Genomic DNA, 20,520 nt, shown 5'->3' with positions numbered 1-20,520 from the left:
CGCCCTCATCCCGGCGCGGCGCGCGCCTGGGGCGCAGGATGCGCAGCCTTGGCGGGCTCTTGCTGTCGCTGGCGCTGACGCTGCTGGGCCTGCTGCTCGTCACCTTCATCATCGGCCGGGTCATGCCGATCGACCCGGTGCTGAAGGTGGTGGGCGAGCGCGCGACCCAGGCGCAGTATGAGGCCGCGCGGCTTGCCATGGGGCTCGACAAGCCGCTGTGGCAGCAGTTCCTGGTCTATATGGGCGAGGTGCTGCGCGGCGATTTCGGGCGCTCGATCTCGACCGGCCATCCGGTGGCGCAGGACTTGCGCCGGGTGTTTCCCGCCACCTTCGAACTGGCGGCGCTTGGCACGCTGATCGGCGTCTGCGTGGGCGTGCCGCTGGGCGTGGTCGCGGCGGCGCGGCGCGGCGGCTGGATCGACCAGATCGCCCGCGTGGTGGCGCTGGTCGGCTATTCCATGCCGATCTTCTGGCTGGGGCTGATGGGGCTTCTGCTGTTCTACGGCATCCTTGGCTGGGTCGGGGGCCCCGGCCGGCAGGGCATCGTCTATGACGGCATGGTGCCCGAGATGACGGGGATGATCCTGGTCGACAGCCTGCTCGCCGGCGACTGGGGCGCGTTTCGCGACGCCTTCAGCCATATCATCCTGCCGGCGAGCCTTCTGGGCTATTTCAGCCTGGCCTATGTCAGCCGCATGACCCGCAGCTTCATGCTGGAGCAGCTCTCGGCCGAATACATAACCACCGCCAGGGTCAAGGGCCTGTCCGAACGGCGGGTGGTCTGGGCGCATGCCTTCCGCAATATCCTGGTGCCGCTGATCACGGTGATCGCGCTCAGCTTCGGTTCGCTGCTGGAGGGCTCGGTGCTGACCGAAATCGTGTTCTCCTGGCCGGGGCTCGGCCAATACATCACCAAGGCGCTGCTGGCCGCCGACATGAACGCGGTCTTGGGCGGCACGGTGCTGATCGGCACCTGCTTCGTGGCGCTGAACATCCTCTCCGACGTGCTTTACCGCACCCTTGACCCGAGGGCGAAATGACCGAGACGACGCGCGCATGGCTGCTGTCGGACGCGCCGCAGACCCGGCGCCAGGCCCGGATGGGCGCGCTCTACCAAGGCTGGCTGACGTTCCGGGCGAACAAGCTGGCCATGCTGGGGCTGGTGATCCTGCTGGCGCTTCTGTTCGTCGCGGGTTTCGCGCCCTGGCTTTCGCCGCAGAACCCCTTTGCCCAGAACCTGGCCGACCGGCTGCAGCCGCCCTCGGCCGCGCATTGGCTGGGCACGGATGCGCTGGGGCGGGACATCCTGTCGCGGCTGATCCACGGTTCGCGCATCACGCTGTTCATCGTCGGCACCGTGGCGCTGGTCGCGCCGGTGATCGGGCTTTTCGTCGGCACGGTGGCGGGTTTCGCCGGCGGCTGGGTCGACCAGGTGCTGATGCGGACCACCGACATCTTCCTGGCCTTCCCCAAGCTGATCCTGGCGCTGGCCTTCGTCGCCGCCCTTGGCCCCGGCATCGGCAATGCGGTGCTGGCGCTGGCCGTGACCTCCTGGCCGCCCTATGCGCGGCTGGCGCGGGCCGAGACGCTGACCATCCGCAACGCCGATTACATCGCCGCCGCCCGGCTGCAGGGCGCCGGGCCGCTGCGGCTGCTGATCGGGCATATCTGGCCGCTCTGCGTCAGTTCGCTGATCGTGCGGGTGGCGCTGGACATGGCGGGAATCATTCTCTCGGCCGCCGGGCTCGGCTTCCTCGGGCTTGGCGCACAGCCGCCGATGCCGGAATGGGGCGCGATGATCTCGGACGGGCGGACCTATATCCTCGACTTCTGGTGGGTCGCGGCCATGCCGGGTCTGGCGATCTTCATCGTCAGCCTGGCCTTCAACCTGTTGGGCGACGGCTTGCGCGACGTGCTGGATCCGAAGGGAGGCGCCGAATGACCCCGCTGCTGTCCGTCCGCGACCTGCGCGTCAGCTTCCCGACCCGCAGCGGCAGCTTCCAGGCGGTGCGCGGGGTCAGCTTCGACCTCGGGCGCGAAAGGCTGGGGGTGGTGGGCGAATCCGGCTCGGGCAAGTCGATGACCGGCCGCGCCATCCTGGGCCTCGTGCGCCCGCCGGGCAAGGTCACGGCCGAGCGGCTGGAGCTTGACGGCGAAAGCATCCTGAACCTGCCCGAGCGCCGCATGCGCAAGCTGCGCGGCGCCCGCATCAGCATGGTCATGCAGGACCCCAAGTTCAGCCTGAACCCGGTGATGACCATCGGCCGGCAGATCATGGAAAGCTATCGCCTGCACTCCGGCCAGGGCGGGCAGGCGGCGCGCGACAAGGCGCTGGACATGCTGCGCGCCGTGCAGATCCGCGACCCCGAGCGGGTGTTCGATGCCTATCCGCATGAAATCTCGGGCGGCATGGGCCAAAGGGCGATGATCGCCATGATGCTGGCCCCGGACCCCGAGATCCTGATCGCGGACGAGCCGACCTCGGCGCTGGACGTCTCGGTCCGCAACGAGGTCCTGCGCATCATGGACAAGCTGGTGCGCGACCGCGGCATGGGGCTGATCTTCATCAGCCACGACCTGAACCTGGTCGGGCAATTCTGCGACCGGGTGCTGATCATGTATGCCGGCCGCGTGGTCGAGGAACTGCCCGCACACGACCTGCACGCCGCCCGCCACCCCTATACCCAGGGGCTGCTGAACAGCCTGCCGCGCCTCGACCAGCCGGTCGAACGCCTCTCGACCCTGCAACGCCAGGACAGCTGGCGCGACGCGGACATCGCCACGCCGCTGCCCGGAGGGCTGTGATGCTTCTTTGCTCCGAAAATACCCGACCGCAACAGGGCAAGCGATGCTGACAATCAAGGATCTGGACGTCTGGTTCGGCCACCCGCCCGAGCGCGTCGATGCCGTGCGCGGCGCCAGCTTCGTGGTGGCGCGGGGCGAAAGCTTCGGCCTCGTCGGCGAATCCGGCTCGGGCAAGTCGACCATCCTGCGCGCCGTCACCGGCCTAATCGATACCTGGTCGGGCCGGATCGAGGTCGCCGGTCAGCCGGTGACCGGCCGCCACCGCTCGCGCGCCTTTCACAAGACGGTGCAGATGGTGTTCCAGGACCCCTATGCCAGCCTGCACCCGCGCCATTCGGTGGACCGGGTGCTGTCCGAGACGCTGCATCTGCAAGGCATGGACCGCATCGACCAGCGCATCGCCACGCTTCTGGACAGCGTCGGCCTGGGGCGCGGCTTCCGCTTCCGCTATCCGCACCAGCTGTCGGGCGGCCAGCGCCAGCGCGTCGCCATCGCCCGCGCGCTGGCGGCGGAACCGCAGCTTCTGCTGCTGGACGAGCCGACCTCGGCGCTTGACGTCAGCGTGCAGGCCGAGATCCTGAACCTGCTCGCCGACCTGCGCCGGGACCGCGGGCTGACCTATGTCATGGTCAGCCACGACCTGGCCGTGGTGGCGCATATGTGCGACCGGCTGGCGGTGATGCGCGGCGGCGAGATCGTCGAGGAGATGACCGCCGCCGCGTTGCGCCAGGGCGCCGCGCGCAGCGATTATGCCCGCGACCTGCTGGCTGCGAGCCGGGGCTATGCGGCGGGCTAGACCGCGATTCCGAACAGCTTGCCGATGCCGGCGGTCACCGCCAGCGCGAACACGCCGCCCAGCACCACCCGCAGCACCGCGCGGCCGGGCGGTGCGCCGCCGGCCCAGGCGCCAAGCGCGCCCAGCACCGCCAGCGCCAGCACCACCGAAACCAGCACCGCGGCGATGACGGCACCCCCCGGCGCCAGGATCGCCGCCAGCAGCGGCACCGCCGCCGCCGTGCTGAAGGTCGCGGCCGAGGCCGCCGCCGCCTGCAAAGGATTGGCGCTCGACGCCTCGCTGAGCCCCAGCTCGTCGCGGACATGGGCGGCCAGCGCGTCATGCTCGGTCACCTCGCGCGCCGCCTGCAAGGCGGTGCCGGGGGTCATGCCGCGCGATTCATAGATCGCCGCCAGCTCGTGCAGCTCCTCCTCGGGCATCTCGCGCAGGGCGGCGGTCTCGCGGGCGATGTCGGCGCGCTCGGTATCGGACTGTGAGCTGACCGAGACATATTCGCCCATGGCCATGGACATGGCGCCGGCCACCAGCCCGGCAAGCCCCGCGATCAGGATCGCCTCGCGCCCCGGATCGGCGGCGGCCACGCCCACGATCAGCGCCCCGACCGAGACGATGCCGTCATTCGCCCCCAGGACCGAGGCCCGCAGCCAGCCCATGCGGCTGACGTAATGCGGATCGTCGGGATGGGCGCTGATGGCGGTGCGGGTCATGGGGTCCTCTTGCGGTTGCGCGGCCAGCTTAGCGTCCCGGCCCGGTTTTGCCAGCCTTGCGTCCCGTCCCGCGCCCGGTCAGGCTGTCGCAGGACGAATCCCGCCGAGAGGAGGCAACGATGCAGCATCCCCTGACCTTGCCGCGGGCACTGAACCTGGTCGGCGGGCGCGGCCGGGCGGCGGCATCGGGGCGCGCGCTGCCGATGATCTCGCCCATCGACGGCCAGCCCTTCGCCGCCATCGCCGATTCCGGCCCCGAGGACATCGATGCCGCCGTCGATGCCGCCCGCGCGGCGCTGGCGGGCGATTGGGGCCGGTTGACCGCGGCCGAGCGCGGCCGGCTGATGCTGCGCCTCGCGCTGCTGATCGAGGCCGAGGCCGAGCCGCTCGCCGCGCTGGAAACCCGCGACAACGGCAAGCCCATCGCCCAGTCCCGCGCCGACATGGCGGCGCTGGCGCGCTATTTCGAATATTACGGCGGCGCGGCCGACAAGCTGCATGGCGAGGTCATCCCCTTCCTGAACGGCCATGACGCCACCGCGCGGCGCGAGCCGCATGGCGTGACCGGCCATATCATCCCCTGGAACTATCCGGTGCAGATCTTTGGCCGTTCGGTCGGGGCGGCGCTGGCCATGGGCAATGCCACGGTGACGAAACCGGCCGAGGATGCCTGCATGACCATCCTGCGCATCGGCGAACTGGCCGGGCAGGCGGGCTTTCCGCCCGGCGCGATCAATATCGTCACCGGCCGGGGCGAGGTGGCGGGCAAGGCGCTGGCAGAGCATCCCGGCGTCGATTTCATCAGCTTCACCGGCTCGCCCGAGGTGGGGCAGGCCATCCAGATCGCGGCGGCCAGGAACCACATCCCCTGCACGCTGGAGCTGGGCGGCAAGTCGCCGCAGATCGTCTTCGAGGACGCCGATCTGGATGCCGCGGCACCGATCATTACCAATGCCATCGTGCAGAACGGCGGCCAGACCTGCTCGGCCGGATCGCGCGTGCTGATCCAGCGCGGCATCTGGGACCGGCTGACCGCCATGCTGGCCGAGCGCTTCCGCGCCGTCGAGGCAAGCCCGGCCGAAGGCGCGGCTCTGGGACCGCTGATCTCGGCCCGGCAAAAGGTGCGGGTCGAGAGCTATATCGCCGAGGCCGCAGCGCCCCTGATCGCGCGCGGCCGCGTGGCGGCGGATGCGCCGGCGGGCGGCTTCTACGTCGCGCCGGCGCTCTTCGGTCCGGTCGATCCGCGCAGCCCGCTGGCGCAGGAGGAGATCTTCGGCCCGATCCTGGCCGCCATTCCCTTCGACACCGAAGCCGAGGCCATCGCCATTGCCAATGGTACGGAATACGGGCTGGTGGCGGGGATCTGGACCCGGGACGGCGACCGGCAGGCGCGGGTGGCCCATGCCATGCGCTGCGGCCAGGTCTTCATCAACGCCTATGGCGCCGGCGGCGGCATCGAGCTGCCCTTCGGCGGCCTGCGCAAATCCGGCCATGGCCGGGAAAAGGGCTTTGCCGCGCTTTACGAATTCTCGCGGCTGAAAACCATCGTCCATCGCTACGCATAGGGGGAGACATGCGGCTGCAAGGCAAGACGGCATTGGTGACGGGGGCGGGCTCGGGCTTCGGGCGGGGCATCGCGCGGGCCTTCGCGCGCGAGGGCGCGCGGGTCGCGGTGCTGGACATCGATGCCGGCGCGGCCGAGGCCGTCGCCGGGGAAATCGGCGGCCTGGCGCTGGCCTGCGACGTGACCCAGGGCGCGCAGGTCGCGGATGCCGTGGCGCGGACGCGGGCGGCGTTCGGCGGGCTCGAGATCGTGGTGAACAACGCCGGCTGGACCGTGCCGAACGGTCCCTTGCTCGCGACCGACGAGACCGCGTTCCGGCGCATCTATGACGTGAACGTGCTGTCGATCTTTCACATGTGCCACGCCGTCGTGCCCTGGTGGCGCGAGCAGCGCGCGGGCGTGATGATCAATGTCGGCTCGACGGCGGGCAGCCGGCCGAGGCCCGGGCTGACCTGGTACAATTCCTCGAAGGGCGCGGTGAACACGCTGACCCGCAGCCTGGCGGTGGAATTGGCGCCGGACGGCATCCGCGTCAACGCCATCGCCCCGGTCATGGGCGAGACCGGGATGCTGGAGCGCTTCATGGGCTGCCCGGACACGCCCGAAAACCGCGCGCGTTTCCTGGCGACCATCCCGCTGGGCCGGCTGTCGCAGCCGCGCGACATCGCCAATGCCGCGCTGTATCTGGCCTCGGACGAGTCGGATTTCATCACCGGCGTCATCCTCGACGTGGACGGCGGCCGCACGGTCTGATGCCGATCATGCCGGTTGCAGTCGGCGCAGCTTCGGGTGATGAAAGGACATGGAGACGGAAGCCCGAGCCTTGGCCTTCGAAGAGGCGCTGCGCCGCGCCGGCGTGCGCATCACCCGCCAGCGGGCGGCGCTTCTGCGCGTGCTGGCCGATGCCGCCGATCATCCCGACGCGACCCAGCTGCACCGCCGCGCGACCGAGGCGGGGGCCGGGGTCTCGCTGGCAACCGTCTATCGCACGCTTTCGGCGCTGGAGGCGCAGGGCGTGATCCAGAAGCTGGAATTCGAGGGCGAGCCGGCACGGTTCGAAACCGCCGACGGCCAGCACCACGACCACATGATCGACGTCGAGACCGGCGAGGTTATCGAGTTCCTGAACGAGCGCATCGAGCGGCTGCAGGCCGAGATCGCCGCCGAGATGGGCTATGAGATCGTCCGCCACCGGCTGGAGCTTTACGTCCGCCGCAAGCGCCAGCCCTAGAGCGCGATCTCGCTTTCCGGGTCCGGGTCGGGCAGGGGACGCGGCGCATCCGGGTCCGCCATCGGCGGGTTCAGGCGCGGATCGTCCTCGGGCGCCGGGCGCAGCATCTCGCGCAGCGCGTCGCCGACCGGGGGCGGCGGCGGCGCATCGGCGCGGCGACGGATCAGGATATCGCCATTCTCCAGCCGCTCGGGCGCCTGGTAGTTGCTCACGTCGTCCATCAGCGCGCCAATGTCCTTGAACACCGGCCCGACCGAACCCAGCGTATCGCCCAGATCGCGCCCCAGCCGGTCCAGATGCGGCTGCGCCTGGCCCAGAAGGTTGTTCAGAAAATTCTCGATGCCGCTTTCCAGCGAGTCCTCCGGCGCGGGCTCGTCGGCCTTGGGCGGCTCATAGACCTGCGCAAACGCCGGGGCCGCGGCAAGCGCCGCGACAAGGATCAGGTGGGAAAAAGCGCGCATGGTCCGGTCCCCGGGGCTGTTTGCAGGCAAAACCCGCACCGATGGCCGCCGGTTCCCGCCTCAGGCCGGGCGCGGCGCATGCATGGTGCGGAAGGTGTCCCAGGCCTCGTTGATGGCGCGGGTACGGGCCTCGGCCAGGCGGATCGCCTCGGGCGGCAGGCCGCGGGCGATGGCGCGGTCGGGGTGGTTCTCGCGCACCAGGTCGCGCCAGCGCCGCCGCGCCTCGGACAGCGGCGTGTCGGGCGCCACGCCCAGCACCTCGCAGGAGGGGCAGCCCTGGCGGCGGTCGTGGCGGGCGCGGATCGTGGCCAGCTGCTCGGGCGGCAGGCCGAAGATGCGCGCCACCTCGTCGATGAACAGGATCTCGGCCTCGTGCAGGTCGGTGTCGGCGACGGCGATGATGAACAGCCCCTCGATCACGTCGGCCAGAACCGGATCGCCCGGCGGGAACATGGCGGCGATACGTCGCGCCCAGGCGTCGAAGCCGGCGACGTCCTGCCGCGCCAGGTCGAAGACGCGGGCGGCGTTCTTTTCCTCGGCGCGCGGGATGATGAAGACCCGGCGAAAGGCCGCAACCTCCGAGCGGGCGACGGCGCCGTCGGCCTTGGCGAGCTTGGCCCCCAGGGCGATGACCGCGATGGTGAAGGCCACGGATTTCTCGGGCGGGGTTGCGGGCCGGCGCGCACCGACGATCGCCGCCAGCCGATCGGCAATGCGCTGCCAGAAGCTGCGAGGCTTCGGCAGTTCCGGGCAGGTCGAGGTCTTTTCCCTGATCGCGGCGTCCATGGCATCCAGCCTAGGCGGCCCTTCCGGTCAAGTCCACTGACATTCCCGCAAGTTGCGCGGTTTCCCCTGCGGCCTTGCGGCGCGAGGGCCGCGCGTGACCGGGGCTTCGCAATTCGCCCGCGCGCTGCTATGCCTGATGCGGCAAGGCTTCGGGGGCGTTCATGGCGGCAATTGACGGGGATGTGGTGATCGGGCGCGAAAGCCCGCTGGCGCCGGATCTGGCGCTGCTGTTCCAGCGCCACACCGAGGACATGCATGCCGACACGCCGCCCGAGTCGATCCACATGCTGCCGCGCGCCGCGCTGGAGCGGCCCGAGATCGGCTTTTTCGTCCTGCGCGAGGCCGGCCGGCCGCTGGCCATGGGCGCGGTCAAGCGCATCGCGCCGGGCCTGGGCGAGATCAAGTCGATGCATGTCCTGTCCGAGGCGCGCGGTCGCGGCCATTCCCGCCGCATGCTGGCGGCGCTGATCGACCATGCCCGCGCCGATGGGTTGGCCAGGCTGAGCCTGGAGACCGGCGTGCAGCCGACCTTCGTCGCGGCGCGGGGGCTTTACGCCCGGGCGGGTTTCGTCGAATGCGGGCCCTTCGGCGACTATGTCCCGGATCCGAACAGCGTCTTCATGACGCTGGATCTGTCCGGCGCCGATTGAGCGGTTGATTCAGCCGCCGTCCTTTGCCATGACTGCCGGGTGCGGCGCGGTCGCGCAAGCGACACGGCCCCGTGGCTTGGCTGGATCGAGCAGGCGCCTTCCAGGTCCGACTCTGGGCCAAATATGGACGCGAATACAACCGGTAAGGAAGGTGGTCGCAGGTTGCGAACCGTCCTCCGAACCGCTATCAGAGGAATCACGGCCCCGTAGCTCAACTGGATAGAGCAAGTGACTTCTAATCACTAGGTTGGGCGTTCGAGTCGTCCCGGGGTCGCCAAATCCTCATGCGCCGAACTTACGCAAAGTAGGACTCTGTTGCCCAAATCGGCTGAGGGTCGGAGTAGCCCTTTCCCGAGACAGCCTCGTCCCACGACTTCCGTGACGGGGATGCCGAGCGCGGTGAAGCCATTGCGCACGGCGACACGGAGCTGGAACTCGGCGACCTGACGGTCGAAGTCCCTGGCGGACAGGCGCTGCCGCAAGAGTTTGACGCAGTGCATCTTGGTCTCGGCGCGGCCTCGGCGGTGATAGCCGCTCCATCGTCGCCAGATCGTTCGCCCGACACGCCTTGATGGTCGCAGGATGTCGTTGCGGGCGATGGCCCCGGCGGTATCGGGTGTCCACGGTTTGGCGTTCTTGCGGGGTGGGATGATTGCCGCGGCGCCACGGGCGGCGATGGCATCGTGGCACTTGCGCGTGTCGAAGGCACCGTCGGCGGTGACGCTGGCGATCTCCTGATCGGGCGGGATCTGGTCCAGCAACTCGGGCAGCATGGGTGCATCGCCCATGTCGCTGGTGGTGAACTTGGCCGCACGGATTTCCAGGGATTTTTCGTCGATGCCAATGTGGATCTTGCGCCAGATGCGCCGCTTCGTGCCACCATGCTTGCGCCTTCGTCGGGCAAACAGTCCCCCGGACTGTTTGCTGACCCTCCTCAGTCCACTCGCCTTCACCCTCGACCTTGATCCCGGTGCTGTCGACCAGCAGGTGCAATGGGCCGTCTGAACCGCGAGGGGATGTTGACCTTCAAGGTTTTCTGGCGCCGCGACAGCGTGCTGAAGTCCGGCACGTCCCAGTCCAGGCCGGCCGCAACAGGCTCTCGACGAAGCCGCCTCGCCATGGTTGCTCGAACCCGTGGCGCAACATGGCTCGATCTGCCTGAGTGCCATCCCAAACAGCACTTGCATCGTCGGCAGGTCTGGATCGCGGCAGCGCTATAGTCACATTGTCGCCCGCGCCTGCCGGTCGGCGCGGCCTCCCACTTCATGGCGGGATCGAACCAGGGTCAGGACTTCGGTAACGGGGTCGTCCCAGTCAAGCGGTTTTGCGCATACGGGATGTGCCGCCGGAGCGCGCGGTCTTGTTCTTTGAGAAAGTGATCTGCTTCCCTGTTCGGCAGCCTTCGCCTGAGATCGACCCGGGTGCATGCTTCGGTCCGTGGTCAGCGCTGTGGCTGCCAACATGATGCTGGTTCAATGCAATTCCGATGTGCCCATCTCATTGGCGTGCTCGATACGATCGGCATCAGTCCTGAGCACGGCATCACCGGAACCGCGTCCCGTGGGGACCTCGAAGGCCCGCGATCAGGCGGGCAGCAGTCTGGAATCTGTGTCTTCAGCCGGCATGAAGCACGGGAATGTCAAAACGGAAGTCGGTGTCATCCTTCCACATCCGGTGCAGGATCACGGCGATGCGGCGGGCCAGCGCAACCATCGCGCGCTTGGCACCCCGACGGCGCGCAAGTTTTGCCGCCCAGGTTCGCAGCCAGCTCGCCCGTCCACGATGCATCATGACGGTTGCGGCCTGGCACAGCGCGCGTCGAAGGTTGACGTCGCCTGCCTTGGTGATCCCGCCCGAGATGTCGCGCTCGCCCGACTGGTTGCGAGACGGCGTCAGGCCGACCCATGGTCCGACCTTCTTCGAGGATGTGAAGCGGGCGGGATCATCGACAGCGGATCGATAGGTCAACGCCACGACGGCGCCGATCCCGGGCATCGACATCAGCCGACGACAGACCGGATCTTCCTGGGAGAGTTGACGGACATTGCGTTCAAGACCCGCCAGCTCTCGCCGCAGCGCCGCGCGCGCGCGAAGCATGGGTTCGGTTGCCGCTTCCAGCATCGGGTTGCCCGCCGCCAGTTCGCGGATACGCTGTTCGAACCTGCCGCGGGATATGGTGCCAACCTTGAGCCCGAAGTTCCGCAGCAGCCCGCGCAGTGACATTTCCAGCGTGATAAACCCTTGTTGCACAGCCTTACGAGCGCTGAGCACCGCTCTAACCTCCTGTGCAGACACCGATTTGCAATGAACGGGTCGGAACCAACCAAGATGAATCAGACGTGCAATACCCTCTGCATCCCGCCGGTCCGTCTTGATCGGCATGGCCTTCAGGGCGCCTTTTACCTGTCTGGTTTCCATTAGAACGACAGGTAGTCCCGCATCTGACAACCCGCGATGCAGCCACTGCGACAAGGGGCCAGCCTCAAGCCCGACGGCGGCAATTGCGCCGTCCTGGTCGCAGATCCAGCACGACAGCGCTTTGGGCTCGCTGGCCACCTGCGCCTCCTTCACGATCTTCCCATGCTCGCTGATCACGCAGATCGCGGTCTTCTCCAGCGACACATCCAGCCCGACAAACAGCTTCATCCCGCAGTCCTCCATGTAGATCCGATACGGGAATGGCGCCAGCTTGCCCTCAATCTTGCAACGGTAACGGGCGGGTCGCGACGCAGGCCCCGTTACGGCATCTCGTTCACGTGTCATAGCCAGAACATGACGGTGGCGGCGAGAGCGACGGCAGACAGGAAGACCTTCGGGCATCTGTCGTAGCGGGTGGCGACCCGGCGCCAATCCTTCAGCCTGCCAAACATGATCTCGATGCGGTTTCGGCGTTTGTAGCGTCGCTTGTCGTGCTTGTCGTGCTTGCCACGAGATTTCCTGCCCGGGATGCAGGGCCTTATCCCCTTGTCTTTCAACGCATTTATGAACCAGTCGGCATCATGGCCCCGGTCGGCCAGCACCCAGTCCGCCTTTGGCAGGGCTGCCCAGCAGGGCGGCGGCCCCCGTGTAGTCACTAACCTGGCCTGCGGTCATGCGAGGGATAAGGCCATGATCCGGGGGATCATGGCCCCCGAGAACGCGGATCGGGCGGCCTTCGGCATCGGTCACGGCATGCAGCCTGGTGTTCATGCCGCCCTTTGCGCGATCAGACGGCTCCTTTGATCGCCGGGTCCCCCTTTTCCGACCGCAGGCTGGTCGCCGAGCGGTGCATCTTCAGGGAGGTTGCATCGATCATCACCGTCTTCGGAACGGTCAAAAGGCGCGGCAGCCGCGAAACTGGTTACACTCGGCAAGCCGTCATCTTCTCATTGTCCGGGCAGCGGACTGGAGCGCGGGCAACGTCTCTCGGGATCGCGTTTCTAAGAACGGTTGAGGGCACACGTTGACCCGGCTGTCTGCCCATGAGCTTTCCGGTTTTTCGGACCTTTCTCTTCGAGGTGCGCAAGCCGCTCTACAGCGAGGCTACTGGAACGGGATCAAGCTTCCGGTTGAACGGATTTCGGGTCAGCGGGGCGGAAAAGGTGGCGCAGCGTGGGGGCTTCGGCTCGACCTCTGCCCACCGGAAGTTCTTGCCAAACTCGGGCTGGATGAGCGGGCTGAAACAGCCCTTTCAATGCCCTCTGAACAGAGCCTTAAAGGCCGAGCGGGCGACCGGCAGGTCAGCGTCGCTTTGGACCGGCAGCGCATCATTTCGCCGATCCTCGCCATGAAGCGCCGCTCGACCGAGCGGGCGCAGGCGTTTCGCGATGTTGCTGCGCAACCAGCACACCAGATCGGCGGAAGGTGGCAGCCTGTGGCGGAACGAACGTTGCGCGATTGGGTCAATGCTGCCGAAACGAACACGGCCGAGTTGCTTCCGAGCGCCCGCAATGATCGCGGGCAGCGGCGGGTGAGGATCACCCGCGCTTGGGACGCCAACTGCGGCCTGACCGAGGATGTTCAGGCTCGCATTGCTGGCAAACTTGCTGGTGTCGCGCGTGGCCTTCTGGCGAATGGGCGTTCCGAACGGAACGTGCGCACACTTTGCACTGTCGAACTTCAGAAGCTGACGGCGGAGGCCGGAGCGGCGTTGCCTAAGGCCCAGTTGGCACAACTCTGCAAGCTCAACTCAAAATGGAGCGCGCAGTTCAGCGAGATGAAGGCCGTTCATGCCTTCGCCTCCGACAACAAGACCTATACCGACCGGTGAGCTGCTCCCCGGAAATCGGACAGTGACGGAAGCTACGATCTGACGTTTGCTGGTCTCCAAGAACGAGGAGATCAGGAATGCGGAAACGCAGAAACCATGACGCGGGCTTCAAGGCGCGCGTGGCGCTCGAGGCCGTTAAGGGCGAGCGCACTGTGTCAGAGCTGGCGGGCGAATACGGCGTGCATCCGACGATGATCCATCAATGGAAGAAGGCGCTGCTCGACGGAGCTGCGGATATCTTCGAGCGCGGCGGCAAGAAGCCCTCGACGGAGGTGGATGAAGAGACGGTCCGATCACTGCATGCCAAGATCGGGGAGCTGGCTGTCGCCAACGATTTTTTGTCACGAAAGCTCAAGCCGTGGACCGGAAAGTGAGGCGTGGGATGATCGAACGGAACCACCCGGCGCTGTCCATCGGGGCGCAGTGCCGCCTGCTGTCGATCTCGCGCTCGTCGTTCTACCACGAGCCGGCTGGAGAGACGGATCAGAACCTCGGCCTGATGCGGCTGATCGACCGGCAGTTCCTCGACACGCCGTTCTATGGGGTTCGCCAGATGACCTGGCACCTGCAGAACGAAGGCCATGGCGTGAACCAGAAGCGCATTCGGCGGCTCATGCGACTTATGCGCCTGATGCCGATCTATCAGAAGCCCAACACCAGCAAGCCGAGGAAGGGCCACAAGACCTGGCCCTACCTGCTGGGCGGGCTGCGGGTGGATCGTCCCGGCCAGGTCTGGTGCGCCGATATCACCTACCTGCCGATGCGGCGCGGCTTCCTGTATCTGGTGGCCATCATGGACTGGTTCACACGCAAGGTTCTGGCCTGGCGCATCTCGAACACGCTGGAGGCCGACTTCTGCGTTGAGGCGCTGAAGGAGGCCATCCACCGCTTCGGCGCGCCGGGGATCATGAACACTGACCAGGGCAGCCAGTTCACGTCCTTCGCCTGTGTAGCGTGACACGAATTTTTGCACGTTGTGACACCAAGATTTGCAGCAGACGATTTTTGCGAAACACCTCCCTTAAACGCCCCGTTCACTCGGGCATGACCGGGGCGGGCAGCGGGTCGCCTGTGATGGGCCAGGGGTCGATCTGACCCGGCCCGCCGAGGCCGGTGCAGGCATGGTCTCGGACGAGCTGCCATGCGATCTCGACCAACGCAAGCATCTCCGCGTCCCATGCCGGATCGTCCTCGACCCGTGCGCCGGTCAGCGCCATGCGGATCATCTGCGCCAGCGCGTCATTGGTCCGGTTGCCCGGCGCCGGATAGACCGAACCGCGCAAATGCAGCCCGTCGGCATAGATCGAGGCAGGCGCCATCATGTCGATTGCCGCGCGCACCAGCAGCGGTGCCGGCAGAAGGAAGACACCCAGCCCCTCGGTCTCGGGCCGGGCGCGCAGCCACAGCACCAGCCGCCAGAGCTTGCGCAGCGTCTCCAGATCGAGGTCGGCGCCTTCGGGCGAATGCGGCGGGTAGATCAGCATCAGCTTGCAGCCCTTGGTGCGCGCCGTGACCGCGAAGTTGAAGAACGCCTGATAGCTCATGGCGCCTTCTGCTGAGTTCGGCTCGGCCAGGCCGGTCGAGAGGTCGCCGATCTCGGTGATGATCAGCGCGCCGGAATAGGCGCCGGCACGGTCGGGGCCGTTGGCCGCCCACCGCTCTGCGGCCGAGCTGAAGCCGGCGTAATGGGTGAAGATCGGCCCCGACCAATAGCCCGGCAAATTGCCCCCGTCCGGCGCTGCTGCCATGGCCTGGTAGAGGAAGGAATGCGCCGAGATGCCGAGGCTCTCGTCCTCGCCCAGCACCACCCGAGCGGCGGGCGCGCTGCCACCCTTCAGCGCCCCGAGGCGACGCACCGGCCAGAAGCCGCGCAGGTCGAGCAGCATCAGAACCCCCGCACCACGGCGAGCGTCCCGGTGCCGTTCAGGCAGCGGGCGCGCACGGTCAGGGCGGCATCGACCTGGATGCTGCCGGTGATCTCGGGCAGGCGCAGGCGGGTCGGGTCCACTTCAGGATCCTGCGGGCAGAGCTCGATCAGGAACTCGCTCTGATTCTGCACGATGTCGCGCGCTTGCAGCGCGATGGGGTCTGACCAGACCCCGGTGATGCGGTATTGCGGCATGTCGCTCTTCTTTCAAATGTCGGCCGGGGTCATTCCCGGCCCTTTTCGCCCTGGAACTCGGTCACCAGCCCGCCGCCGTCGAGCCGGTGGCTGACCGATTTCAGGTGCCATTCGCCGTTCAGCGCGGGCTCCAGCCCCGCCAGGGTGACAGTGCCGCCGCCCAGCAGCCGGGGCTCGAAGCCCGAAAGCGTGCAGGTGATCTCCATCGCCGCGCGGCCGGCACCTTGCAGCGCGGATTCGGCGGCGCGGGTGGCCTCGGCCTCGGTGGCAAAGGGATGGCGGATCTTCTTCAGCGGCGTGCCCGAGCCGGCCTTGACCTTGTGCGTGACGCCGGTGCCGGTCTCGGTCCATTCCGCCTCGGCCGACCGGTAGACGGTGCGGCCCTTCCAAGGACCAGCTCCAGTCCGAGAGCCGCAGCGGTCGGATCGTGACCGGCTCCAGCCTGTCGCCGGCAGCGGTCTGGCCTTCGCCCCGGCGCTGTACGATCAGCGCGCCGCCGGCCGGCTTGCAGGTTGCGTCGAGCTCGGCCGCGATGCGGGTCAGGAAATGCAGGTTGCTCTCGGCCGTCTGCGCCAGGAACGGCCAGCGGATGCCGCGCAGGCTCTCGCCGACCAGCGGCTTCAGCCCGGCCTCGCCGGCGATGGCCGAGACGATCAGTGGCAGCGAGCGGTCGATCCAGGATCGGGTGCGCGGCGCGCGGATCTCGCCCTTCAGGTCGGCGGCGGTCGCGGTGATCGACAGTGTCCGCACCGGACCGCGCCCGGAGACGCCATCGACGGCATAGATCCCCATCGGCGCCAACTGCCGGCCGGCAAAGCCCAGTGAGACCTCCAGCCGCGCCTCGATTTCGGGGAAGGCGATGCGGCTGTCGCGGTTGTCGAGCTCGATCTCGACCCGGTCGGCCTTGCGGCCGTCCTCGTCGGTGACCAGGAGGCTGATCAGCCGGTCGCCGATCACTGCGCTGCGGTCGGCGCCATCGACGACGATTCGGAACGCGGGCTTCATGTCGCGCCCCAGAGCCGGATCAGCCCTGCGGCCACCGGCGCGCTGACATCGGGCAGCGTGATCAGCACCCCGGCCGGATAGACCGGCCCGAGCGCCGCGAGCCCGGGATTGGCCTCCAGCACGGCGATGATGTGGCTTTCCGAGCCGAGCTGCGCCTTGCAGATCGCGTCCAGCATGTCGCCGTCGATGGTACGATAAAGGCTGCTCATGCCGCGTCGCTCCCATAGGCCATGAGCTGCATGGTGAACTCGATCTTGCGCGCGGCACCGTCCGCCAAGAACAGGCTCTTTCGCTCTTCGACGGCGGCGATGACCCAGCGATCCCAGACCCAGCCGAGCCCATCGACCAGGATCAGAGGCTCGCCCTGGTCGGCCACCAGGCGCATCAGCTCGACCTGCCGCAAGCCGCCCTTGAAATGCGGGTAAATCACCCCTTCAAGGGTGATTTCATCGGTGCCCTGGCCGAGGAATTGCAGGGCCGGCCGGCGGCCGACGCGGTCCTGCGCTTCCCAACGCCAGGAGGCGGCGCGAGTGAATTGCTGATAATTGGCGCGGTTGACGCCGAAGCGGAAGGCGCCAAGCGCCATCATCACCAGGCTGAGGCCGATCTCAGGCATAGTCGCCTCCATCATGCAGGGCAAAGCCGCGCTCGCGGGCTAGTGCCTCGATCTCGCGACGGACCGCGCGGGCGACGGCCTGCGCGTCCATGCCCGGGGCGGCGTTGATGGAGATGCCGCCCAGATCGAGCCGCATCGAGCGCCCGGCCGAGCTGCCGGCTGCAACCGACCTCGGGTCCGCTTGCACGATGCGCAGGCTGCGCGGCGCCTCGGCCATGGCCTGCATGGCGCGCAGCTGGCGGTTCGAGATGACCTGACCATCGGTCCGCGGCACGAAGAGCTCGGCGCCCTCCTCTTGCCAGCGATAGATCTGGCCCGCGCGCACCGGCCCGCCCAGGGCGCGGGCGGGAACCGTGACACCGGGCACCGCGCCGGGCGGCAGGATGGGGCTGCCGTTGTTGCTGGCAACGCCATTATAGCCGCTGCTGATCGGCCCATCGCGGCTGCCGTTCATGGAATTGAAAACGGCGGCGCCCTTGTCCTGCACCCATTTGAGACCATCCAGCACCGGCTGGATCACCGTCATCAGCGCGGAAAACTTCTCGCTGATCCAGTCCAGCACCACGCCGATGGCAACCTTGAAGGACTCCCAGGCCGCGATGACCGGATCGAGCAGGCCGAGAGCGTCCAGAACCGGCGCGATGCCGTTTTCCCAAGCCCAGGTGAACACGCCGACGACGCCATCCCAGAGCGTGCGGTAATAGGCGAGCAGCCCGTCGCCGATCTGCTTGAGCCCGTCGAAGGCGCGGCCGAGATCGCCGGTGAAGATGCCGGTGACGAATTCCATGAAGCCCGAGAAGATCGCCGTGATGCTGTCCCAGAGCTGGCGGAACCACGGCCCGACCGTGTCCCAGTTCTGATAGATCAGATAGGCGGCGCCAGCGATGGCGGCGATCACCGCCAGGATCGGATTGGCGAGCATCATCCGCCCGGTGACCAGCGCCGCGCGGCCGAGACCCATCAGCGCCCTCGCCGCCAGCCCCAGCACCGTCCCGAGCCCGCCGGCCACGGCCGAGAAGACGCGCCAGACACCCGTGACCGGGGTCAGCAGCAGCCGGATCGCACCAAGGGCGGCGATGGTATAGCCGAGCGCGCGGGCCAGCCCTGGATGCTCTGACACCCAGTCGCTGATCGCCCGCACGGTCTGGCCTATGGCCGTGCCGGCCAGCCGGCCCCAGCGCCGCCATTCCTCGCCGCTTTCGTCGATCGGGCCGGTGATCCGCAACACCCATGCCCTCAGGCGCGACAGGCGCTCGATGATGCCGTCGAGCATCGGCGCGGCCGGCCCCAACGCATCGCGGAAGGCCGACCACAGCTCGCTGAAGAACACGGCGAGCCCCGACCAGTTACGCCAGATCCAGACGCCCGCCAAGGCAATGCCGGCGACGGCTGCCCCGATGCCGGTCGCCATCCAGGCCAGCGCGGCGGTGCGCACGATGTTCAGAGGGCTCAACATCGACAGGATGCCGAGCGCCGCTTGGCCGGCACCGAAACCGAGCCGCCCGAAGCCGCCGATCAACTGGAAAAGCGTGCCGCGCATGATGAGGGCGGCGGCGAGCCAGCCCAGACGGTCCCAACCGCCCAGCTGCTCGGCCACGGCGGCCAAAATCGGATAGAGCCGCTGCCAGGCGTCGCGCACGCCGAGGGCAAACCGCCAGATCCCGTCGAGCGCGGTCAGCATGTGCCGCGCCACCATGTCGGCGATGGCCTGCAAGCGGCCGTCCTGCGCCATGGCGTCGAAATAGCTGAAGATCTCGTTGAGCCGGGTCTTCAGGTAATCGAAGACGCCCGAGTTCATCACCATGACCCGGAACTGGTACCAGAAATCCGACATCTTCGAGAGGATGCCGTCCCAGGTCTGCGCCATGGCATCCGATGCGCCCTTGTTGCGCTCGCCCATGGCCTCGATCAGCAGCGTCAGTTCCTTGCGGCCGAGCTGGCCCTTCGAGGCCATCTCTTGCAGCTGGGCGGCGTTCTTGCCGAGCTTCTGGCCCAGCAGATCCCAGACCGGCACACCGCGTTCCAGCAGCTGCAAGGCTTCCTCGCCCTGAAGCTTGCCCTTGGTCCAGGCCTGACCCAGCGCCAGCACCAGCCCGTCCAGCTGCTCGGCGCCTTGACCCGAGGCGGCCATGGTATCGACCAGCGCCTGCAAGGATCCATTGGTCGGATCGATGCCGAAGGCGCGCAACCGGGCATAGGCCGAGACGGTCTGGTTCAGCTCCAGGGGCGTGCGGGTCGCGAAGTCCATGATCCAGCGCATCGCCCGGTCGGCGCCCTCGGCCCCGCCTTCGAGGTTGCGGAGCTGGACGGTGAAACGCTCCATCTCGGCCGCTGGACCGAGGAAGCTGCCGGCAAGCCCGGCCACGGCGCCGGCATAGCCGACCACCACGGCCGTTCCTGTCAGCGCCGCCGAGCGCACGTCGGCGAGGCCGCGCCCCATCATGCGCGCCCCGGCCTCGACCTGCCGGGCCTGGCGCATCAGACCCTCGCCACCAATACGCTCGATCGCGCGAATGGCGGCCCGCGCGGGTGCCGTCGCGCGATCGACCAGGCGCAGGATCAGTTGGACATTCAGGTCAGCCATCGGCGTCCTCGGCAGGTGCGGCGCGCGCCCGGGCCTTGGCCCACCAGCGGCCGAGCTCTTCCAGGCTCATCCCGGACAGCGCGTCCGGCGGCCAGTGAAAGACCACGGCCAGATCGGCCATGGCCTCCTCGATGTCGTCGGGCAGCTCTACTGGAGCGTCTGCTCGGCTTCCGCGATCTGATCCTCCGTCACGAAAAAACCGATCACGCCCGAGCCCAGGGTCAGCAGATCGGCCGGGTCCAGGCTTGCCACCTGATCCGGCAGAAGGGCCGGCTCGCTGATCCGGGGCAGCAGCTTGGAAAGGGCCGCGACATCCATTTGCAGGATGTCGGTCAGCTTCAGGCCGCGCAGACTGCCCGTATCGGGCTTGCGCAGCGAGACATGCGTGATGTCGCCCAGCGGCTGGACGAGTTTCTTGGGTCCGAACATTGCGATCTCCTTTTTCAGATGCCCATGGCGCGGCGCAGCTCGGCGAGCTGGTCGGTGGCGCCGATGACGCGCTTGCCGTTGACCAGGTCGATGTCGAAGACCGTGGTGCCGTCCAGCTCCAGCCGGTAGGCGCGCACGTCCATGATCATCTTCAGCTTCGACACGGTGCCCGGCTTCAGATCCTCGGGCTCGCTGGTGGTGATCAGCCCCGACATGGTGGCGATGATCGGGCTCGCATCGAAATCGGTGGCGCTGGACATGGCCGGGCGGAACACGAAGCGTTCCTGCTTGCCGAGCTTGCCCAGGATCACCGGAGACCATTCCGTGAAGGTGATCTCCGAGCTCATGCCCTCCTGGCCCACGTCGATGCCGACCGGCCCGTCCATGCCCGAGCCGCGATGCGCCTCGGTCTGGATCTTGACAGCCGGCAGCTTGGCCGACTCGGCCAGCCCGAAATAGCTGATGCCGTCCCAGAAGGCGTTGAAGTTCTTGATCACGCGCGGCAGCGCCATGGG

At 67.8% G+C, this 20,520-nt stretch carries 24 protein-coding genes, 1 tRNA gene and 2 pseudogenes; 12 read left to right on the top strand and 15 right to left on the bottom strand.

The genetic code is table 11. The features are described 5' to 3' along the window. Nucleotides 1-38: 38 nt before the first annotated feature. The 4 genes from ASV56_RS02410 to ASV56_RS02395 are packed head-to-tail and all read left to right on the top strand — an operon-like array spanning nt 39 to nt 3,601. Nucleotides 39-1,040 (top strand): ABC transporter permease, encoded by a 1,002-nt coding sequence (locus tag ASV56_RS02410; RefSeq protein ID WP_062560640.1) that lies wholly within the window; start codon nt 39-41, stop codon nt 1,038-1,040. Beyond that, the gene (gene nikC / locus ASV56_RS02405; RefSeq protein WP_062560639.1) at nt 1,037-1,942 is read left to right on the top strand and encodes a nickel transporter permease; all 906 of its coding nucleotides are present in this window, start codon (nt 1,037-1,039) and stop codon (nt 1,940-1,942) included. Before ASV56_RS02410 ends, nikC begins: the two co-directional genes overlap by 4 nt. Next, entirely contained in the window at nt 1,939-2,805 is an 867-nt protein-coding gene (locus ASV56_RS02400) for an ABC transporter ATP-binding protein (RefSeq protein WP_062560638.1), read from the top strand. Before nikC ends, ASV56_RS02400 begins: the two co-directional genes overlap by 4 nt. A gap of 43 nt (nt 2,806-2,848) precedes the next feature. Next, nucleotides 2,849-3,601: an ABC transporter ATP-binding protein gene (locus ASV56_RS02395; RefSeq protein WP_062560637.1), complete on the top strand. Its 753-nt coding sequence runs from the start codon at nt 2,849-2,851 to the stop codon at nt 3,599-3,601. Here the strand turns inward: ASV56_RS02395 and ASV56_RS02390 are convergent. Continuing rightward, nucleotides 3,598-4,308: a VIT1/CCC1 transporter family protein gene (locus ASV56_RS02390; RefSeq protein ID WP_062560636.1), complete on the bottom strand. Its 711-nt coding sequence runs from the start codon at nt 4,306-4,308 to the stop codon at nt 3,598-3,600. The two genes, ASV56_RS02395 and ASV56_RS02390, sit on opposite strands and share 4 nt — an antisense overlap. A 119-nt stretch (nt 4,309-4,427) precedes the next feature. Here ASV56_RS02390 and ASV56_RS02385 point away from each other — a divergent pair, with 119 nt between their 5' ends. Genes ASV56_RS02385 through ASV56_RS02375 form a run of 3 tightly spaced genes read left to right on the top strand, consistent with a single transcriptional unit; the run spans nt 4,428 to nt 7,103 of the window. Further along, nucleotides 4,428-5,873: an aldehyde dehydrogenase family protein gene (locus ASV56_RS02385; protein ID WP_062560635.1), complete on the top strand. Its 1,446-nt coding sequence runs from the start codon at nt 4,428-4,430 to the stop codon at nt 5,871-5,873. Nucleotides 5,874-5,881: 8 nt separating this feature from the next. Beyond that, nucleotides 5,882-6,625 (top strand): SDR family oxidoreductase, encoded by a 744-nt coding sequence (locus ASV56_RS02380; protein WP_062560634.1) that lies wholly within the window; start codon nt 5,882-5,884, stop codon nt 6,623-6,625. A 49-nt stretch (nt 6,626-6,674) separates the two neighbouring features. After that, a complete protein-coding gene (locus tag ASV56_RS02375) occupies nt 6,675-7,103 on the top strand; it encodes a Fur family transcriptional regulator (RefSeq protein WP_017997932.1) in 429 nt (142 codons plus the stop codon). On the opposite strand, the gene ASV56_RS02370 is transcribed toward ASV56_RS02375, so the two are convergent. After that, nucleotides 7,100-7,564, bottom strand: a complete 465-nt coding sequence (locus tag ASV56_RS02370; RefSeq protein ID WP_062560633.1) for a hypothetical protein — start codon at nt 7,562-7,564, stop codon at nt 7,100-7,102. The genes ASV56_RS02375 and ASV56_RS02370 overlap by 4 nt on opposite strands. 60 nt (nt 7,565-7,624) lie before the next feature. Then, nucleotides 7,625-8,350 (bottom strand): molecular chaperone DjiA, encoded by a 726-nt coding sequence (locus ASV56_RS02365; RefSeq protein WP_062560632.1) that lies wholly within the window; start codon nt 8,348-8,350, stop codon nt 7,625-7,627. Nucleotides 8,351-8,511: 161 nt separating this feature from the next. On the opposite strand from ASV56_RS02365, the gene ASV56_RS02360 reads away from it, so the two are divergent. Continuing rightward, complete coding sequence (locus ASV56_RS02360) at nt 8,512-9,000, top strand: GNAT family N-acetyltransferase (protein WP_062560631.1); 489 nt, start codon at nt 8,512-8,514, stop codon at nt 8,998-9,000. A gap of 200 nt (nt 9,001-9,200) precedes the next feature. Continuing rightward, nucleotides 9,201-9,277, top strand: a tRNA-Arg gene (locus ASV56_RS02355). Between the two features lie 88 nt (nt 9,278-9,365). On the opposite strand, the pseudogene ASV56_RS22445 reads toward ASV56_RS02355, so the two are convergent. From ASV56_RS22445 to ASV56_RS22440, 3 genes and pseudogenes are all read right to left on the bottom strand, one after another. Further along, nucleotides 9,366-10,282 (bottom strand): annotated as a pseudogene (locus tag ASV56_RS22445) (IS5 family transposase); the annotation flags it as partial. A gap of 332 nt (nt 10,283-10,614) precedes the next feature. After that, nucleotides 10,615-11,646, bottom strand: a complete 1,032-nt coding sequence (locus ASV56_RS02345; protein ID WP_062560594.1) for an IS110 family RNA-guided transposase — start codon at nt 11,644-11,646, stop codon at nt 10,615-10,617. A 113-nt stretch (nt 11,647-11,759) separates the two neighbouring features. After that, nucleotides 11,760-12,304, bottom strand: a pseudogene (locus ASV56_RS22440) (IS5 family transposase); the annotation flags it as partial. 138 nt (nt 12,305-12,442) lie between these two features. On the opposite strand from ASV56_RS22440, the gene ASV56_RS02335 reads away from it, so the two are divergent. The 3 genes from ASV56_RS02335 (at nt 12,443) to ASV56_RS02325 (ending at nt 14,207) form a co-directional block, all read left to right on the top strand. After that, complete coding sequence (locus tag ASV56_RS02335) at nt 12,443-13,249, top strand: hypothetical protein (protein WP_156429049.1); 807 nt, start codon at nt 12,443-12,445, stop codon at nt 13,247-13,249. A 77-nt stretch (nt 13,250-13,326) separates the two neighbouring features. Then, nucleotides 13,327-13,623 (top strand): transposase, encoded by a 297-nt coding sequence (locus ASV56_RS02330; protein ID WP_062560391.1) that lies wholly within the window; start codon nt 13,327-13,329, stop codon nt 13,621-13,623. An 8-nt stretch (nt 13,624-13,631) separates the two neighbouring features. Beyond that, a complete protein-coding gene (locus tag ASV56_RS02325) occupies nt 13,632-14,207 on the top strand; it encodes an IS3 family transposase (protein ID WP_082724707.1) in 576 nt (191 codons plus the stop codon). A gap of 76 nt (nt 14,208-14,283) precedes the next feature. Here the strand turns inward: ASV56_RS02325 and ASV56_RS02320 are convergent, their stop codons facing one another. The 9 genes from ASV56_RS02320 to ASV56_RS02280 are packed head-to-tail and all read right to left on the bottom strand — an operon-like array spanning nt 14,284 to nt 20,517. Next, entirely contained in the window at nt 14,284-15,135 is an 852-nt protein-coding gene (locus ASV56_RS02320) for a hypothetical protein (protein WP_062560629.1), read from the bottom strand. After that, nucleotides 15,135-15,371, bottom strand: a complete 237-nt coding sequence (locus ASV56_RS02315) for a hypothetical protein (protein ID WP_062560628.1) — start codon at nt 15,369-15,371, stop codon at nt 15,135-15,137. The genes ASV56_RS02320 and ASV56_RS02315 overlap by 1 nt, the downstream gene beginning before the upstream one ends. A gap of 12 nt (nt 15,372-15,383) precedes the next feature. Further along, nucleotides 15,384-16,376 carry a hypothetical protein gene (locus tag ASV56_RS02310; RefSeq protein WP_253879830.1) on the bottom strand — a complete coding sequence of 331 codons (993 nt, stop codon included), beginning with the start codon at nt 16,374-16,376 and terminating at the stop codon, nt 15,384-15,386. Further along, a complete protein-coding gene (locus ASV56_RS02305; protein WP_062560627.1) occupies nt 16,373-16,585 on the bottom strand; it encodes a tail protein X in 213 nt (70 codons plus the stop codon). Before ASV56_RS02305 ends, ASV56_RS02310 begins: the two co-directional genes overlap by 4 nt. Further along, nucleotides 16,582-16,992: a phage tail protein gene (locus ASV56_RS02300; protein WP_062560626.1), complete on the bottom strand. Its 411-nt coding sequence runs from the start codon at nt 16,990-16,992 to the stop codon at nt 16,582-16,584. Before ASV56_RS02300 ends, ASV56_RS02305 begins: the two co-directional genes overlap by 4 nt. After that, a complete protein-coding gene (locus ASV56_RS02295; protein WP_062560625.1) occupies nt 16,985-19,576 on the bottom strand; it encodes a tape measure protein in 2,592 nt (863 codons plus the stop codon). Before ASV56_RS02295 ends, ASV56_RS02300 begins: the two co-directional genes overlap by 8 nt. Further along, on the bottom strand, nt 19,569-19,697 hold the full coding sequence (locus tag ASV56_RS02290) for a GpE family phage tail protein (RefSeq protein ID WP_062560624.1): 129 nt from the start codon (nt 19,695-19,697) through the stop codon (nt 19,569-19,571). Before ASV56_RS02290 ends, ASV56_RS02295 begins: the two co-directional genes overlap by 8 nt. A gap of 26 nt (nt 19,698-19,723) precedes the next feature. Further along, nucleotides 19,724-20,005 (bottom strand): phage tail assembly protein, encoded by a 282-nt coding sequence (locus tag ASV56_RS02285; protein WP_062560623.1) that lies wholly within the window; start codon nt 20,003-20,005, stop codon nt 19,724-19,726. A 14-nt stretch (nt 20,006-20,019) separates the two neighbouring features. Continuing rightward, nucleotides 20,020-20,517 (bottom strand): phage major tail tube protein, encoded by a 498-nt coding sequence (locus ASV56_RS02280; RefSeq protein ID WP_062560622.1) that lies wholly within the window; start codon nt 20,515-20,517, stop codon nt 20,020-20,022. Between the last annotated feature and the right edge of the window lie 3 nt (nt 20,518-20,520).

Source organism: Paracoccus aminovorans, assembly GCF_001546115.1.
Taxonomy (GTDB): domain Bacteria; phylum Pseudomonadota; class Alphaproteobacteria; order Rhodobacterales; family Rhodobacteraceae; genus Paracoccus; species Paracoccus aminovorans_B.
Note: the sequence above shows the minus strand (reverse complement) of the source record. Positions and strands in the feature narration are given on the sequence as shown.